Genomic DNA, 15,406 nt, shown 5'->3' on the forward strand with positions numbered 1-15,406 from the left:
TTGGTTTAAGCTTTTAATTTTGAGCAAATAATAGGCGCCGGATCTGTTCACGATGAACAAATCCGGCGCCTATTGCCAAGTAGGGAGTCTAGCTCTCCAACGCCCCGGTCTGATTAGCCTTCAAAGCCGCCAGTCGCGCCTCTACCTCGGTCTGCTCACCGAGGTCTTCCAACGACTCAAACTGAGCGTCCAGACTGGACGAGGCCAACTCCGACGCACCTCGCACCTTAGCTTCTTCACGGCGGATCTTTTCCTCAAATCGGCTGATCTCGCTGGTCGGATCCATCATATTCACGGACTTGACGGCCTCGTTGACCTGGTTCTGCGCGTTTGCAGACTTAGCACGAGCAACGAGTTCGTCGCGCTTGCTGACCAGTTCGTTGCGCTTTTCCTTCATCTGGTTCAGGCCGGTTTTCAGCTTCTCAACGATTTCGCGCTGCGAGGCGATGGTCGGATTAGCGGTTTTCATCTCGCTTTCAGCCTGCATCTGACGCTGAATTGCGACCTTAGCCAAATTGTCGAATTTCCCGGCGTTGTCCGCATCGTTTGCGCTGCGGAATTCGTCAGCCTTATTCGAGGCAGCCAGGGCTTTGGTTCCCCAGTCGCCAGCTGCTTGCTCATCTTCGCGGTAGTCGTCTTCCAACATCCGCAGGTTACCGATGGTCTGGGCGACAGCCTGTTCAGCTTCTGCAATGTTGTCTGTGTAGTCGCGAACCATCTGATCCATCATCTTCTCTGGATCTTCGGCAGAATCCAGGATCGAGTTGATGTTGGCCTTTGCGAGCTGGGCAACGCGTCCGAAAAGTGATTGCTTGGTCATGTGTAGACCTTTCTATACGAAATAGTATTGCTGAAATTTGCGTACTACTGAGATAAAACCGCGTAACTCTAGAAACTGCCGCCGGCACCTCCGCCGAAGCCTCCACCACCTCCGCCGCCGCCAAATCCGCCACCGAAACCTCCGCCGCCTCCACCGAAGCCACCGAAGCCGCCTCCGCCGAAGAATCCACCGTCGCCGCCATCATGGTTTCCACCTCCGCGGTTTCCTCCGCCGAGGATCGAATCGATGAGAATGCCTCCAAGAACGGCGCCACCAATTCCGTCGAACATGCCTCCACGACCGCGGTTGGAACCTCCAAAGTTACCTAACCCACCGTCACCACCAAAGCCATTGACGTCTTGTTCGGCCATGCGAGCAGCCTGATCAGCAAGTTGGCTGGCACGCTGTGCTGAAGCAACCGCCTCAGAGGGATTCTGCGATGCCAAGGACAGCGCCTGATCGTAGGCGCGCTGTGCTTCAGCTAGGCGGGTACGTGCCGAAGAGCGGACGCCACCACGACGCGCACGTATGTAATCTTCGGTGCCTTGGATCCGCGAAGCGGCGGTATTAAGCAATGACTGCAGCTGATCACGAGCGGCTTGATCCTGCTGAGCGCGATCGCGAAGCGTTCCCAAGGCAGAAGCCAAGGGAGTAGTAGAATCATCGAGCGCCGAGATCAATGCCAGCGGATCATGCTTATCTGCGCGTAGTGCTTGTTGAATCATTGACAGGGTGCTTTCGACCCCGGCGATGGGACCTGCCAGATTAGGCTGTGAACCGTTAGCGACAAGGGCTTTAGCCTGCGCGAGGTCCCGGGCAGCCGTGGCAACAGCTGATTCCAAATCATTGTCTGCTTGACGAAGAGCCGACGCGGACTTACTGATTGCTTCCAGCAGGACTTCAGCCTGATCATGGGCTTCTTCAGCATTCTGAATCAACAGGGCAGCATGTGCACGGTCGCTGCCGAGCTTTTCACGTGCCTGCTTCAGCGATGACACCGCAAAGGTCAGTCGTTCCGAGGCCTGCTCGGCGTTATCGGTGATCTGTGAGACCGCACTGTCTTCATACTTCGTCGTCAGCACCTCAAGCTCGGAGACTCGCTGTGAAAGTTGCTGCGCAAGAGGTTCTTTCTCGGCGGCGACTTCTTCAATTCGAGTCTCAGCGTTTTGCTCTAGCTGACGTAGATCTTTGAATTCACTGGCGTGCTTTTGCAAGGTGTCGTTAACTTGACCGCATCGGTTGATGATTTCGCCGAGCCAGGAGCGCTGATCTTCCTCGGTGTCGGGAATGTGATCGTCAAGTTGTTGTTGCAGGCGGAAGGATTCCACTAGGTGTGTTTTGGCTTCGGCCAGGTCCTCGGAGAAAACCTTGACCGAGTCTGCACCATATTGAGCTTCAGCAAATCCTAGTTCCTGCTCGGAAGAACGAATTGAATCATCGGCGGCAACAAGTAATTGGTCCGCTCGCAGTCGCAGGCTCTCCAATGACTCAAGCTGCTGGGGTTGCCCAGTGCTTGGGTTTCCTTGAGGGATTTGGTTAGTCTTTTTCTTGCTTCGGCGCGAAAGAATGACATAGCCGGCTACAGCTACGCCGCCAATAATGAGAAGAACCCAGAAAACGCCACCGCCGGAGCTTGACGAACTGGTGGCACTGCCACCATCAGCAACATTTGCGATACCTTCAATTGCGCCTTCAGCGACGCCCGACCAATCTTTCTTCGCGAGGGCTGGGGAGATCTGCTTCGAATAGATTTCTTGGGTGTAAGCGGAAAGCGGACCATTTTGATGTCCGGCAAAGTTTGCCTGACGCTGTTTGGTTGCTACCACCAAGATAGCGTCGGAACTGCCCATATTCTTATTCGCAGCAACTTGTTCAAGCCATTGGCCCGGGTTTGAAGGGGAGGTAAACTCGTCAACGTAAACGATGAACAGGCTAATGCCAGTGTCATCACGAAGTGTCTTAATGTCGTTTTCGAGTTTACTTTCATTGCCACCGAGTACCTGGGCGTTGTCGACAACAAAGTCCCCAGGTGGGATGGTGACAGGGGGTTCTGCAAAAGCTGGTGCTGATGCTCCCAGTGATAATGCCACCACCGTTAATGCTGCAGCAGTTATTCGCCGCGCTTTGGAAATCATTGTCGTCCTCACCTGAATTGCTGATTCGAACGAATAAAACAGCCACTCGTCCAACCGCTTTTACCTACGATTACTTTGTTAGCTCAATTTGATTCTATTTGGCGCGCATGCCAGCGTCCATGCTATTCAGCTGCGAGAATAGTTAACTCACAGCCAGCGCTAAGTTATCCCTCTCAACCGCCACAGTTCGACCGTGAATAATAAAACTCAAGAGATACGATATTTGAAAGAGGTATGACGATGAGCCAGTCACCAGATGAACCACGAAACAACGACTTGGGCCAACCCGAGCAGCCCGAAGATATCGGTCAAACCCCGAATCATGCTCAAGAGCCACGCGTCGCTCCCTCCGACGGTACACCTCAGAGTCCTGAAACCACACCGATTTCATATGTCGAGCCAACTCGCAATCATGAGCGCGTCAGCGACAGTGGTAACGCAAGTGATCAGCCGACCGATGTGTATGCTCGCCCGGCAAATCACGTTGAACCGCAGCCTGCGACAAGCGTCTATGGACAGGCCTCAGAGCAACACCATTCAGCAGCTACTGGGTCACCTTATGGTGCAGCAGGATATGGGCACTCTGACCAACACTCAAACTATCCAGTACCGCCTGAGCGTGCGCCGAAGAAGAAGTTTGCTGGCAGTACCTTAATTGCCGGAATGGTCGCTGCAGCTTTAATTGGTGGCGTGACAGCGGCTGGAACCACGTATTTCATGAATGATGGCGGCAACGCCAGCAGCACTTCGGTGCAGACGCCCCAAAATGGCGTGGTCATCAACAATCCTGAGTCCGTCACTGCGGTAACTGCTGCAGCGGCAAAGGCTTCGCCGAGCGTGGTGACCATCGAGGCCTCGGGCAATGGCAGCGGGGGATCGGGCTCAGGAATTATCCTTGATACTGAAGGTCATATCCTTACCAACACTCACGTCGTGACTCTTGGTGGAGAAACTGCCAATCCAACCCTGAGCGTCCGCCTGAGTGATGGAAAGGTGCACCAAGCAAAGCTGGTGGGTACCGATCCACTCTCAGATTTGGCAGTGATCAAGATTGATGCGTCAAACCTTGTCCCGGCAACTCTTGGCAAGTCCTCGGCACTTAACGTTGGCGACACCGCGGTGGCCATCGGTGCACCTCTTGGGCTGAGCGGTACGGTAACCGACGGCATTATTTCCACACTTAACCGCACCATCTCGGTGGCTTCCTCGGCAGTGCCGAAGGAAAACGCACAAAGCGATGGCAATGGTGGCGGTGACAGCCAGTACAACTTCGAGTTCCCAGGGATGCCTAAACAAGATAATCAATCCAGCCAAGGGTCGATCTACATTAACGTCATGCAGACAGACGCCGCGATTAACCACGGCAACTCGGGCGGCGCACTAGTCAACGACAAGGGCGAAATTATTGGCGTGAACGTGGCGATCGCGTCCAGCGGTTCCGGTGGGGCAGAATCAGGTTCAATCGGTGTTGGCTTTGCGATACCCATCGATTACGCACAGCGCATCGCCAACGAGATAATTGCCAATGGCTCGGCAACCCACGGTCTCCTGGGAGCAACGGTGCAAGCCCAAGCGGCCTCCACCGGTTCTGATGCCTCCCAGTTCAGCGTAGGCGCAGCAATCCAGGAAATTTCACCGAACTCAGCTGCCGAAAAAGCAGGGCTGAAGTCCGGCGACATCATCACAGGTGTCAACGGACGAGCCCTTCAAGATTCTCAGACCTTGACTGCTGCCATTCGTGAAGTACCAGCTGGCGGTAAAACCGATATTACTTATACCCGTAATGGCGCTGAACACAAGGTGAGCGTAGAAGTCGGCTCACTGAAGTAGCCCAATCAGGTACACGGCAAGCTACTAAATATGGTGTGGTGCAGAGAACAAGCGCATCACACCATATTTTCTGCCTTAAAATCGAAGTCATTGGCCGATATCGATACGATAGTAGGCGGAGCGCGGAGAAACACTTAGTGAAGCAATCATGCTTGATGCAACTCCGAAGCTATAAGAACCCTAAAATTATCCTGCCCAAGGCAGCCTCAGAAATGTGACGATGCGACGCATGCTTGATCCTAATGACTTCATAAACCCGGCAACTCAGCGAGTGTTGGCATTTGCTGCACACCCCGATGACCTAGATTTTGGTGCTGCCGGTACGGTCGCGGCCATGACCGCAGCTGGTATTGAAGTGCAATATTGCATAATGACCGACGGAGACGCTGGCGGTTTTGATGACCGGGATCCGGCCGAAACGGTTCGCTTGCGACATGAAGAACAACGTGTTGCCGCCGCTCGGGTGGGCGTGAGCACGGTGCACTTTTTAGGTGAACGCGACGGGTTCCTAGAACCTAGCCACCACGTGATGCGCCAAGTTGTCCGCCTAATCCGCCAGTTTAAGCCGCAGATTGTCATGGCCATGCATCCCGAACGCAACTGGGATCGGATACAACGCTCACATCCCGATCACCTTGCCTGTGGTGAAGCGGTAACGCGTGCTATTTACCCAGCCGTGGAAAACCCCTTCTCTTATCCGGAGCTTATAGCTGAAGAAGGTCTGCAGGCCTATAAAGTGCCGTGGCTTTGGTTCTATGGGGCTCCGAGGGAACGTGAAAATGCCTTCATGGATATCAGCAACTTTTTTGAGTCAAAGATGGATGCCTTGAGAGCCCACTTCACCCAACATCCAGATGTTGGCGCCATGGAGAAGTTCGTCTTAGAACAATGCCAGGCGAATGCAGAGCGTGGAAAAAAGCCAGTAGGGTCACTGGCTGAAGCTTTCCATTTGGTAGCAGTCAATGCTGACGACACGATCGCTGGCTTCTAAGGTAGATTGCCGGTTTAAACATTGAGGCGCTGGTTCCCTTCCGGGAACCAGCGCCTTAATCGTCTGAAGTTTTGTATGAGCTCTCAGTAACTCAACGAGAGATCGTTACTCTTGTGGCTGTTCAGCTTGGTTCAGCGGCAAGTCAACAGAGGCTTCGGTTTCTTCCGAGGGTGATGCTGGAACTTCGGAGCCTTCTACGGTGATGTGTACGGCGACGACATCATCGATGGGGGACAAGCCACCCTTGACGTCTTCACCAGTGGTCTTGGTTACCACGCTGATGCCACCTTCTTCAAGAATGGCCCACACCACGTACTGTTCTGACGAATCAAGTGCTGGTAGCGAGGACAGCTCAACGCCCAAAGCGTTCTCTTGCTTTGAGGTGCTGATTGTCGCTTGACCGCCACTGCGCAAATCAACGGTCTGACTGACAACATCAGAAGCTTTGGTGGCCTTAGTAGCCTTGGTTCCCCCATTGAGCAGGGAGAACGTTACTAACGCCAAGACGACTACGATGATCAGACCGATTAGTGCAAAGATCCAGCGTTTTGGCCGGACGCGCCGTTCGGCACGGGAGCTCTGGGCCACTTGACTGACCAGGTCCAGACCTAGATTTTCGTCCTGAGGCTCGTCGCTGTGCTGCGAAGGGCTACGGTTCATTGTTTTGGAATCTCCCGAGAAGTTGTCGGTCTTTTTGTCATGCTCGCCAAAGCGAACATACTCAAAAGCTTACTTTATAAAGATTGGGTAAAGCTGTGTACTAGACCGGGTGGTGCTGGTATTTTAAGCTCCGGCAAACCCATGTTGGCGCCAGGCTTCATAGGCTACAACGGAAGCAGTATTGGCTAGGTTCAATGATCGTCGCCCGGGAAGCATGGGGAGTCGAACCAGGTCAGTCACTCGCTGGTGCGCCTTGTCTTCGGCGCTGAGTCCCACTGATTCTTTGCCGAACATGAGAATGTCACTGGGGTCATATGCCACATCTGTGTACATCGTGTTGCCCTCAGAGGTGAATGCGAAAACGCGGCCCTCACCTAGGGCTTCAAAAGCCGCATCAAGATTTTCATGCACGGTAACCACCGCAAGATCATGATAGTCCAAGCCGGCACGTCGGAGATTGGCATCTTCAAAGTTGAAGCCTAGGGGCTTGACCAAATGAAGCTCGGCGCCAGTGATGGCAGCTAGACGGATGGCATTACCGGAGTTGCCAGGAATTTCGGGAGCATTAAAAAGAATACGGAACACATCAACCAGTTTAAGCTCTAAGTGCCAGAAAACTGGTATCAGTACATTCTGTCGAGGAGTCGAGCAAGTACCGGACGATCAACAATGTTCGGTGAAGGGCCCGATCCGAGGAAAAGTTTCAACTCACGAATCAGTCCAGCAGCGTTCAACACGTTCGGACTGGAGGATAACGTAGGATCTGCCCGGCGGTGATATTCAATGACCGGCTCATGAGGGTTTCCGTTGCCAGCAAGTACCAAAGTAAAAGCCACGACGTTCATCTGCATGAAGGAGCGCTGCATGCCGGTGATATTCAATGCCGGCGGCTGCGTCATCTTATTTCCATGGCGTAAGACGTTGCCATCAAAGGCGTAGTAGCCTTCAGGCAGAGTCATCGTATTGAGCACCGCCATGCGATAGCCGGCAACCAACACGTGGTCGAAGTGTCCACCACCCGGGGCGTTGAGTCCGTTGACTAAACGTGCAGCGGGAAGGATGTTGAGTACGTTTTTGGTCAACAAGTTGATGGTGTGCGTCTCCCGAGACATCCGCGACCGGGAACTAAACAATCCTCGCTTACGCGGTTCACCATGAACTCGTTGGATTGAGCGAGCTCTATCAAGCAATGTAAACGAAGCATCATCGAGCCGAGGTTCATACTCAGTTGCCAACTGCGCTTTGGGATGCTGAGGAGAGGTACGCAGTTTCTCATCATAGGCGCGTGAAGTGGTACCTGCCCGTGGTGCTTGACCAGGAGCCTGAAAAGACTTTTCAAACTTAGCATTGCCATGCTCATCTGAAAGGATCTGATAGGCCTGCTGGACCGTTTTGAATTGCTCCTCACTGCCACCTAAATCGGGGTGAGAAGCACGAGCCGCTTTGCGATACGCGATCTTGATATCTTCAAGGCTTGCACTCTGAGGCACGCCAAGAATTTCGTAGGGGCTCGGCGAACTCATGATGCGGATATTTCCTCTCAAATGGGGCGTTTTCCACGACCGATGTCATTGGATCAAAACCCCATTAGAACATTTTAGCTTCCACTAATAGTAGTCAGCTTTTTCGTACCATGATGTTTGCTGGGTATTGTCTATACTTATGGTCCCACCGGCTGAATATCAGCGTATCCACCTCGTCTTTCATCCCAATTCAGGTAAGGGGCTGGGCGCGCGTCGCGTCACCGAACTTGAAACACTGCTTTTCTCCTTGGGATTGCGTCCGCGAAGGTTAGATACTTCGAAGATTTCGGGCAGTGCGCTTGGTGAAGCGCTTGGCCAAGCCGACGCCGTAGTCGTTATTGGCGGGGATGGACTGATCCACCATGTGATCAAGCATTTGGCCCGGACACGCACTCCCATGGGGATCGTGCCAGCCGGCAGCGGAAACGACACCTGGAGAATGTCATCGGCCCGGACGGTCGAGCAAACGCTACAGGACGTTGTTCGTTTCCTGACCGGAGGAATCGAAGCAAGGCCAGTAGATTTGCTTGAACTGAAATATGCCAACCAAGATTCGCAGACCAAGCTTGCCATCGGTGCTGTGTCGTGGGGCTTTGAAGGCTTGGTAAATGGACGAGCCAATGAATTGCCGCGAAGCCTCGGTGCCCTGCGTTATCTGGTCGGATTGGTGCTCAGCCTACCGAAGTTGCAACCTCACCGGACCGTGGTGCACAGCGAAGAATTCGACTTCCGAGGGCAAATCTATGCAGCCAGCATTGCCAATATTCGCTCGGTAGGTGGCGGGATCACCTTGTTCCCCCAAGCGGATTACACCGATGGGCTAGCGGATATCTCCTTGGTGAGCGGAAACCGATTACATAAGGTGTTGCCGTACGTAGGACATATACTCTGCGGCAGAAAGCATCCGTACCGAGAAATTGCTCGCAGCTCACAGGTCAACGTGCAAACTACGGAAGCCAGCTATGCGGATGGCGAGCTCCTTGGGCACGGAGATTTTGAACTCTCGGTGCTACATCATGCGCTCTTGCTTATTCCCGGCGCCGATAGTCGCTAAAGAGCATCGAATCTTCTTCACATAACGAATGTAAGCGTAAGTGCCGGACCGCTTCCTGTGTGCCATGGGCGATCCTTTGACCGGAACCGGCGAGCACCATGGGGGAAAAACTCACGCACAACGAATCGAGACGGTCTGCTGCGATGAACTGGCCCAGCAAATGCGGACCACCCTCGGCATGGATGAATTCAAGTCCCCTAGAGGTGAGGATTTCAACGATTTGGTGGGGGTCGCAGCCTTCATTCACTTCAGCAACTTCAATAACTTCAACCTGTGCGGGGAATTGCGCACGGTGCTCCGGCGTAATCTCTGCGCTGGTAAAGAGCAATACCGGCACCGGGCTGAGCGTGAAGACTTCGTTATCCGGCTTCAGATGTAGCCCATGCGAAACGATGGCTAACACCGGCTGAGCCGACATCCCGCGCGCTTCTCGCCACGCAATGTCCTCGGCACTAACCAGATCTCCTGCGTAGCCTTCGGCACGTACAGTTCCGGCACCGACGACGATGACATCGGCTAAGCGACGAAGTAAACCGAAGATGCGCTTATCGCCGGGACTGCCCAAACCTCCAGATAGTCCCTCACGCTGTGCACTTCCATCCACGCTGGAGATAAAATTAAACCGGATGAACGGACGTTGCGATGTGGCATACCGCTCTAAGAGATGCGCATCGTCAACTATGGGCAATGATTCAGGAAGCAGTGAACGCAAGGGGTGATCCTATCTGCTGGTTTCTCGTTCTGGATGAGCCGGTGGATTAACCTCGCCCATATTATGAATTTGGTACGCAGGGTCGCGCCAGCCTTGAGCTGCTTCGATCAGCCGGACCGTCTGAACCGACTCGACGATATTATGCATCCTAATGATTCTTGCCCCACCCATAATGCACATGGTGGCCGCCACCATTGAGCCGACTAAACGCTCAGGCTTTGGCAGGTCAAGAGTTTCACCGATGAAGTCCTTATTTGAAACCGCCGCAAGCGCCGGATAGCCCAACGCGGCAATCGCTTCGAAATTCGCGGTGATATCCAAGGTGTGCCGAGTGTTCTTGTTTAGATCATGGCCCGGGTCAATAATGATCTTTGACGCATCGATGCCGGCGTCCAAAGCCAGCTGAACTTTTTGTTCTAGGTAATCGCGTACCTCCGCTACCACATCTTGATAATGCGGATGTGGGTAGATGGTGCGTGGCTTGGCTAGGGAGTGGGTCAGCACTAAATGAACATTGTTCCGCGCAACTACCTCGGCCAGCTGCGGATAAGCCAGTCCCGTGGTGTCGTTGATGGCATCGGCTCCGGCGTCAATGGCTGCTTGGGCAACCTCTGGTAAGAAGGTGTCGGCAGAAATCACCACATCACTGTGCTCGCGTACAGCCCGAATCACCGGGACGATGCGCTCAGCTTCTTCTTGCCAAGGTAATTCTGGTCCGGGGGAGAAAGGCACCCCACCAATGTCCACCCAGTGTGCACCAGCCTGGACAGCCTGCAACGCTGAGGACACCGCCGCATCCAAACCGAAGGTAGATCCGGCATCGTAGAACGAATCAGGAGTGCGGTTGATCACTGCCATCACCGCGATTTCGCGTGCAAAGTTGATGCTTCGACGCGAAAAGTGGTGAACCGGAACCTTGAGTTCGGGCATAAACATTGAGCTGGTCTCCCTCGATCCGCGGACGCGCCGCTGAGCTTTGCTTCCTCCATTCATATCACTGGACGCATCACCGATGCGGGATATGAGCTGTTGCTGGTTAAGCTTGTAACATGCAGTTTTCCCATGTCTCAGCCACTCAGGGTCAATGGATCGTTGATTCCTGCGCCACCGCCGATCCATTGACAGTAGTCGCACAGATCCCGGTCGGCTATGAACGATACGCGCGGATCCTCCATCCGGCCTATGACGAAGATGATCAGGCAGTGCGCTGGGGGACTGTTGCCAATAGTCGCGGCCACATTTTCACCGCCGCAGATCTCTTTGAAACCATTGCCGGTTGGGATGCCCAGGGAAATCCAGCCACCGAAGATGCTTGGGAAGAAACTGACCTGCCGGTTGACGAACTACCTGTTGAACAGTGGCAGGCACTGGTCAAGATCCTGAGCGCCACCAACACCAAAGATTACTTTGTCGCTGGGTTGTGGAGTGGTTATGCCTTTATCGAGGGTGGGGAACGTATCCAGATTGATTATGAGGATGACCTAGAGCTCAGCGAAGAAGAGAACCGGGCCGCCGAAGCTGCAGCGCTCGCCGAGGCACAACGTCCAGCGTTTACAGCAGACGTTTTGGCAACTCCCGCATTAGAACTCGGTGGAGGCTACCGAAATTATCGACTTTTCGAAGTAGACGGCGAATTTCTGGCTAACCCGGTGTGGGCCACAACGGCAGATGGCGAGCAGCGTCAGCGCCCATCCTTGGTCTTTCCGCAAGACCACAGTTGGATGCTTTCCACCGAGCCCTATGACGACTGCACACTGATCGGTGGCTCGGCTCAACTTATTGAAGCTATTTTGCAAGACCCTGCACTGGAAGCCATTGAAGTCGGGCAATTCACACGCATTGGCCATTCAAACTAGGTAGGGAAAGCTCGTACCATTAAAACGATGAACAACTCCGCGGTATACCTAGATCACGCGGCAACTACCGACCTGAACCCAGCGGCGTTGTCGGCTATGACCGAGCAATTTTCGCAAACCGGAAACCCCTCCTCGCTTCATGGGGCCGGTCGCCGGGCTAACCGTGTAGTGGACGAGGCGCGCACTGCCATCGCGAAGGTTGCCGGTGCACACCCCACAGAACTGATCTTCACCTCCGGTGGAACCGAATCGGATAACTTGGCGCTCAAAGGCCTGTTCTGGAACCGGACTGCGAAGAATCCGCTAGCACGCAGTATCCTGGTTGCCGGAATCGAACATCACGCGGTGCTCGATACCGTCTCATGGCTAGAAGCTCATGAAGATGCCACGGCTTTATGGATGCCGGTGGACGCCGATGGGGTGCTTGATCTGCAAGCGGCGAAGGAGCTTATCGAGGAACACCATGAGCGAATCGCTCTGGGGACCATCATGTGGGCCAACAACGAGGTAGGTGCTATCCAACCGGTAGTTGCTTTCACCGCGCTTGCCGCAAAATATGGCATCCCAGTGCATAGCGACGCGGTGCAGGCTTTTGACTCCGTACCCACAAATTTTGCTACCAGTGGTTTGGCTACCATGGCGGTTAGCGCCCATAAAATTGGTGGTCCGGTAGGAATCGGAGCGCTCTTTGTGCGCCGTGACGTAGTACTGATGCCGGTCCAGCACGGTGGCGGACATGAACGCAAACTCCGTTCAGGAACGTTGAACGCCGTGGCCGCGGCGGGGTTTGCGGCGGCCGCTACTGCGGTCCATGAGACATTGGCGGCAGAAAGCGCGCGATTGAGTGAGCTTCGCGAATACGCGGTCCAAAATATTACCCGGCTTGTTCCCGACGCGGTGCTCAATGGTCCACGAGATGAAGACAATGCAGGTCTGCGACTTCCAGGAAATCTGCATTTCACTTTTCCCGAGTGCGAGGGCGATTCCTTGCTATTTCTCTTAGACATGGTGGGAATTGCCTCGTCTACCGGTTCAGCCTGCACCGCAGGAGTACCGCAACCATCGCACGTCTTGGTGGCCATGGGCCGGGATGCGCGCAGTGCCCGAAGTGTGCAACGCTTCACTTTGGGGCATAGAACAACGCATAAAGACGTTGACATACTTTTAGAAGCTCTGCCAGATGCCTATCAACGGGCTAAGAAAGCCGGTATGGCGGCAGACGAAAGCAGTATTCACACAGCAGGGACGGGTTTTACAAGATGAAGGTACTAGCAGCGATGTCCGGTGGCGTCGATTCGGCGGTAGCCGCAGCACGTGCGGTTGAAGCCGGTCACGACGTGGTTGGCGTCCACCTAGCGCTCTCTCGCATGCCCGGAACTTTGCGCACCGGCTCACGTGGCTGTTGCACGTTGGAGGACTCCAATGACGCATGGCGTGCCTGCGACAAACTAGGGATCCCATACTACGTTTGGGACTTTTCGGATCGTTTTGCCGAAGACGTAGTCCAGGACTTCGTTGATGAGTATGAAGCTGGACGCACGCCAAACCCTTGTATGCGGTGTAATGAGAAGATCAAGTTTGCCGCACTGCTGGAAAAGGCACTCGCCTTAGGCTTTGACGCGGTATGCACCGGTCACTATGCCAAGGTCTTGCGCGATACGGAAGGCAACCCAGAATTGCACCGCGCCGCCGATTGGGCGAAGGACCAGTCCTACGTACTTGGTGTGCTCACCCATGAGCAGTTAGATCATTGCATGTTCCCGCTGGCTGAAACGCCTTCGAAGGCCGAAGTTCGCGCCGAGGCGGCCGCTCGCGGTCTGACTGTGGCGAATAAGCCAGACAGCTACGATATTTGTTTCATTCCTGATGGTGATACCCGCGGCTGGTTGGCCGAGCGTATCGACATGAAGCCAGGCGAGATCGTTGATCAAGACGGTAACCAGCTGGGTGAGCACGGTGGCGCGCAAGCCTTCACCGTTGGTCAGCGTAAGGGGCTTCGCTTGGGCCGGCCAGCAGCTGATGGCAAGCCTCGTTTCGTGCTGGAAATCCGTCCCAAGGACAACAAGGTGATCGTGGGGCCAGAGGCTTTACTCTCCGTTGACGAGCTGCGCGGTATTCGCATCTCCTGGGCAGGGGTTCCGATTCCGGAGATCATCACTGGCGAAGAATTCGATTGCATGGTGCAGGTTCGCGCCCATGGCGATCCGGTGGATGCCAAGGCACACATGGAGCGTAGCGAAGGATCTGACGTCTTGGTAGTCCGGCTGCCCGAAGGCATGCGTGGAGTGGCACCTGGACAAACCATGGTGGTTTACCAAGGTACTCGTGTGCTGGGCCAGGCCACCATCGACAAAGCCCGGTCTACCTCATGGGATTCGAGCAAGGTCAGCTAGGTTTTAGTAAGGATAGACGCCTCGGAGCAGCGAAATAATTTCACTGCTCCGAGGCGTTTTTTCATGACCTGCGTGAGGTTTTGATGTTCCATAGTTCTGCTTCGTGAAGCGGAGCGCCGGTGTCGAAAGCGTTTGGGATAGGGACCGGATCTCCGGAGCAATCCTTGCTTGTAGGCGGTTTCCTGCGCACAGCGAGTACGCAGTACGTGCTGGATTTGTCGCTCCTGTTTGTCGCCCGTGATACCGGTCCAAAGCGTTTGGATACAGGCCTAAGATGCCCGTGCCTTATAGTCTCCAACAATTCTCAAAAAGAAAATGTGATTGCTCTAGCCGGGTAGTCCTGTTGGCTCGCTTGCTTGGGAGCAGGCATGCTCAGCTGTGGATCCGAAAAGAACGGGCGCCGGTGTGCTTCGACGGATCGTTGTCCTAGACGACGTTGGAGTTCATGAGGTAGTTCGTTGATTACCTTGTCGAAGCGGCAGAGACCTCTGGGTGATGGCCACCAGCGCGGCCTTGAAGCATTTTTAGCTTCTTCGAACTTCCCTCCAGCAGCATCAAAAAGTACCTTGGACGCAAACTCCTCGCTCATTGAGTACCGTGGTGCGACAACGGTCATCTAACAGGAATGCCAGTCCTGGGAGGGCTAAGGAACTATGAGGGGCAACGTTAGTTGCGAAGGCGTTTGGCTTGGATTCTTGGTTGAATGATTCCAAAGATCAGATAAAAAAATGTCCAGAGTACAGCTCCGGTTATCAAGAATATGCCAAATGTCGACAGGTAATCTAAGGGACCATTAAGAACGAACCATCCGCTCAAATACAGTGCGGGTAGGACTGTACAAAGCATGATTCCAAAATGGATCAAAGACTGGATTTGTAGTGTCCAGCGGTCCACTTGATAAACCACAGAAGCGCCACTTGTAGCAGCGATTATCACCCCCACCGCGAACGTACTCCGGGCGTTAATGGAGTCGCCTTGCACGGCCAGCATCACTGCGATGGCCCCCAAGATTAAGAGCGGAACACCTGCCAAGATTAGACCGAGACGTTGTGGCGACATGCCTAGATTCTATTGCTTATGGAACGAATAATGCGAAAAGTTGAGTAACTATTCAATGTCAGTACAGCCAAAGACAATTTTTCTACTTTTGCTGGTCAGCGAGTCAGCCAAGAAGGATCTACTGTACGGGGCACACCTGCCCCTAGAGGCATCTGCCTAGGAACAGGTGATACTGCGACACTCCTTCACGCTAGGAACGGTAGTAGTAGCTCGAAGTTTTGATCACTGATACCTGGCATGTGGGGTGAACGAATGGTTCAGAACCGAACTCAATACAACGATCCATTCTGGATCAGGGTGAGATTTTTTTTGGGGCAATTGACGTCAGCTTTTCCTCTACTTAGACAATGAACTGTTAAATCCCCGTATCGGG

14 protein-coding genes are annotated in these 15,406 nt (G+C 54.0%); 6 read left to right on the forward strand and 8 right to left on the reverse strand.

Annotation, left to right across the window (positions count from 1 at the left end; all coding sequences use genetic code 11):
- Positions 1-88 precede the first annotated feature (88 nt).
- Both CIK74_RS01055 and CIK74_RS19170 read right to left on the reverse strand, forming a co-directional pair.
- Positions 89-820 carry a PspA/IM30 family protein gene (locus CIK74_RS01055; RefSeq protein ID WP_096253856.1) on the reverse strand — a complete coding sequence of 244 codons (732 nt, stop codon included), beginning with the start codon at positions 818-820 and terminating at the stop codon, positions 89-91.
- Positions 821-888: 68 nt separating this feature from the next.
- The gene (locus CIK74_RS19170) at positions 889-2,955 is read right to left on the reverse strand and encodes a TPM domain-containing protein (RefSeq protein ID WP_096253857.1); all 2,067 of its coding nucleotides are present in this window, start codon (positions 2,953-2,955) and stop codon (positions 889-891) included.
- 240 nt (positions 2,956-3,195) lie between these two features.
- Between CIK74_RS19170 and CIK74_RS01065 the strand changes: the two genes are divergently transcribed.
- Together CIK74_RS01065 and CIK74_RS01070 are read left to right on the forward strand one after the other, a co-directional pair.
- A complete protein-coding gene (locus tag CIK74_RS01065; protein WP_240520420.1) occupies positions 3,196-4,785 on the forward strand; it encodes a trypsin-like peptidase domain-containing protein in 1,590 nt (529 codons plus the stop codon).
- A 229-nt stretch (positions 4,786-5,014) separates the two neighbouring features.
- Complete coding sequence (locus CIK74_RS01070; protein ID WP_096253869.1) at positions 5,015-5,776, forward strand: PIG-L deacetylase family protein; 762 nt, start codon at positions 5,015-5,017, stop codon at positions 5,774-5,776.
- Between the two features lie 105 nt (positions 5,777-5,881).
- Here the strand turns inward: CIK74_RS01070 and CIK74_RS01075 are convergent, their stop codons facing one another.
- From CIK74_RS01075 to CIK74_RS01085, 3 genes are all read right to left on the reverse strand, one after another.
- Positions 5,882-6,436 carry an anti-sigma factor gene (locus CIK74_RS01075; protein WP_096253859.1) on the reverse strand — a complete coding sequence of 185 codons (555 nt, stop codon included), beginning with the start codon at positions 6,434-6,436 and terminating at the stop codon, positions 5,882-5,884.
- A gap of 123 nt (positions 6,437-6,559) precedes the next feature.
- The gene (locus CIK74_RS01080; protein ID WP_096253860.1) at positions 6,560-7,021 is read right to left on the reverse strand and encodes a tRNA (cytidine(34)-2'-O)-methyltransferase; all 462 of its coding nucleotides are present in this window, start codon (positions 7,019-7,021) and stop codon (positions 6,560-6,562) included.
- A 38-nt stretch (positions 7,022-7,059) separates the two neighbouring features.
- Positions 7,060-7,959, reverse strand: a complete 900-nt coding sequence (locus CIK74_RS01085) for a J domain-containing protein (protein ID WP_096253861.1) — start codon at positions 7,957-7,959, stop codon at positions 7,060-7,062.
- A 127-nt stretch (positions 7,960-8,086) separates the two neighbouring features.
- Between CIK74_RS01085 and CIK74_RS01090 the strand changes: the two genes are divergently transcribed.
- Positions 8,087-9,013, forward strand: coding sequence for a diacylglycerol kinase family protein (locus CIK74_RS01090; protein ID WP_141392825.1), 927 nt, complete (start codon positions 8,087-8,089; stop codon positions 9,011-9,013).
- Here the strand turns inward: CIK74_RS01090 and CIK74_RS01095 are convergent.
- Both CIK74_RS01095 and folP read right to left on the reverse strand, forming a co-directional pair.
- The gene (locus tag CIK74_RS01095; RefSeq protein WP_096253863.1) at positions 8,988-9,725 is read right to left on the reverse strand and encodes a dihydrofolate reductase family protein; all 738 of its coding nucleotides are present in this window, start codon (positions 9,723-9,725) and stop codon (positions 8,988-8,990) included. The two genes, CIK74_RS01090 and CIK74_RS01095, sit on opposite strands and share 26 nt — an antisense overlap.
- 9 nt (positions 9,726-9,734) lie before the next feature.
- A complete protein-coding gene (folP, locus tag CIK74_RS01100) occupies positions 9,735-10,661 on the reverse strand; it encodes a dihydropteroate synthase (RefSeq protein ID WP_096253864.1) in 927 nt (308 codons plus the stop codon).
- A gap of 113 nt (positions 10,662-10,774) precedes the next feature.
- Here folP and CIK74_RS01105 point away from each other — a divergent pair, with 113 nt between their 5' ends.
- The 3 genes from CIK74_RS01105 to mnmA are packed head-to-tail and all read left to right on the forward strand — an operon-like array spanning position 10,775 to position 13,974.
- On the forward strand, positions 10,775-11,581 hold the full coding sequence (locus CIK74_RS01105) for a hypothetical protein (RefSeq protein ID WP_096253865.1): 807 nt from the start codon (positions 10,775-10,777) through the stop codon (positions 11,579-11,581).
- Positions 11,582-11,608: 27 nt separating this feature from the next.
- Positions 11,609-12,844 carry a cysteine desulfurase family protein gene (locus tag CIK74_RS01110; protein WP_096253866.1) on the forward strand — a complete coding sequence of 412 codons (1,236 nt, stop codon included), beginning with the start codon at positions 11,609-11,611 and terminating at the stop codon, positions 12,842-12,844.
- Positions 12,841-13,974: a tRNA 2-thiouridine(34) synthase MnmA gene (mnmA, locus tag CIK74_RS01115; RefSeq protein ID WP_096253867.1), complete on the forward strand. Its 1,134-nt coding sequence runs from the start codon at positions 12,841-12,843 to the stop codon at positions 13,972-13,974. The genes CIK74_RS01110 and mnmA overlap by 4 nt, the downstream gene beginning before the upstream one ends.
- 666 nt (positions 13,975-14,640) lie before the next feature.
- Here the strand turns inward: mnmA and CIK74_RS01120 are convergent.
- Positions 14,641-15,033, reverse strand: a complete 393-nt coding sequence (locus tag CIK74_RS01120) for a DUF3021 family protein (RefSeq protein ID WP_096253868.1) — start codon at positions 15,031-15,033, stop codon at positions 14,641-14,643.
- Between the last annotated feature and the right edge of the window lie 373 nt (positions 15,034-15,406).

This window comes from Glutamicibacter sp. BW77 (assembly GCF_002332285.1).
Classification (GTDB): domain Bacteria; phylum Actinomycetota; class Actinomycetes; order Actinomycetales; family Micrococcaceae; genus Glutamicibacter; species Glutamicibacter bergerei.

Excerpts from the sequence above, each read along its gene's own strand:
- CIK74_RS01055 (WP_096253856.1), bottom strand. The coding sequence starts at position 820 with ATGACCAAGCAATCACTTTTCGGACGCGTTGCCCAGCTCGCAAAGGCC.
- CIK74_RS19170 (WP_096253857.1), bottom strand. The coding sequence starts at position 2,955 with ATGATTTCCAAAGCGCGGCGAATAACTGCTGCAGCATTAACGGTGGTG.
- CIK74_RS01065 (WP_240520420.1), top strand. The coding sequence starts at position 3,196 with ATGAGCCAGTCACCAGATGAACCACGAAACAACGACTTGGGCCAACCC.
- CIK74_RS01070 (WP_096253869.1), top strand. The coding sequence starts at position 5,015 with ATGCTTGATCCTAATGACTTCATAAACCCGGCAACTCAGCGAGTGTTG.
- CIK74_RS01075 (WP_096253859.1), bottom strand. The coding sequence starts at position 6,436 with ATGAACCGTAGCCCTTCGCAGCACAGCGACGAGCCTCAGGACGAAAAT.
- CIK74_RS01085 (WP_096253861.1), bottom strand. The coding sequence starts at position 7,959 with ATGAGTTCGCCGAGCCCCTACGAAATTCTTGGCGTGCCTCAGAGTGCA.
- folP (WP_096253864.1), bottom strand. The coding sequence starts at position 10,661 with ATGTTTATGCCCGAACTCAAGGTTCCGGTTCACCACTTTTCGCGTCGA.
- CIK74_RS01105 (WP_096253865.1), top strand. The coding sequence starts at position 10,775 with ATGCAGTTTTCCCATGTCTCAGCCACTCAGGGTCAATGGATCGTTGAT.
- CIK74_RS01110 (WP_096253866.1), top strand. The coding sequence starts at position 11,609 with ATGAACAACTCCGCGGTATACCTAGATCACGCGGCAACTACCGACCTG.
- mnmA (WP_096253867.1), top strand. The coding sequence starts at position 12,841 with ATGAAGGTACTAGCAGCGATGTCCGGTGGCGTCGATTCGGCGGTAGCC.
- CIK74_RS01120 (WP_096253868.1), bottom strand. The coding sequence starts at position 15,033 with ATGTCGCCACAACGTCTCGGTCTAATCTTGGCAGGTGTTCCGCTCTTA.